Origin of the sequence: Vibrio sp. 10N.222.52.B7 (assembly GCF_041474275.1) — a bacterium.
In the GTDB taxonomy this organism is placed as follows: domain Bacteria; phylum Pseudomonadota; class Gammaproteobacteria; order Enterobacterales; family Vibrionaceae; genus Vibrio; species Vibrio crassostreae_C.
Map to the genome: position 1 here is coordinate 2,864 of NZ_JBFRTU010000199.1, position 240 is coordinate 3,103.

The window sequence follows — 240 nt, forward strand, 5'->3', positions numbered from 1 at the left end:
TGAATGCGAAGAACAACATCCAAGCTTTGATAAACCGAGCGATTGAACAAGGTGCTGCGCCTGTCACGCCAACTCAGGAGCTTAATGGGCTTTTCATTCAGCCTGTTGTTCTTAAAGATGTAAAACACAGCATGGACATCGTTCAACAAGAGATATTTGGCCCAGTCGCGCCTGTGATGAAATTCGACACGGACGAAGAGCTTATCGAGATGGCCAACGATACCATTTATGGATTAGCGT

General features: G+C 45.8%; 1 protein-coding gene. It reads left to right on the forward strand.

Translation table 11 applies throughout. The features are described from left to right. Nucleotides 1-240, forward strand: a 240-nt coding sequence (locus AB4512_RS22370; RefSeq protein ID WP_372175735.1) for an aldehyde dehydrogenase family protein, incomplete at both ends; no start/stop codon positions are given.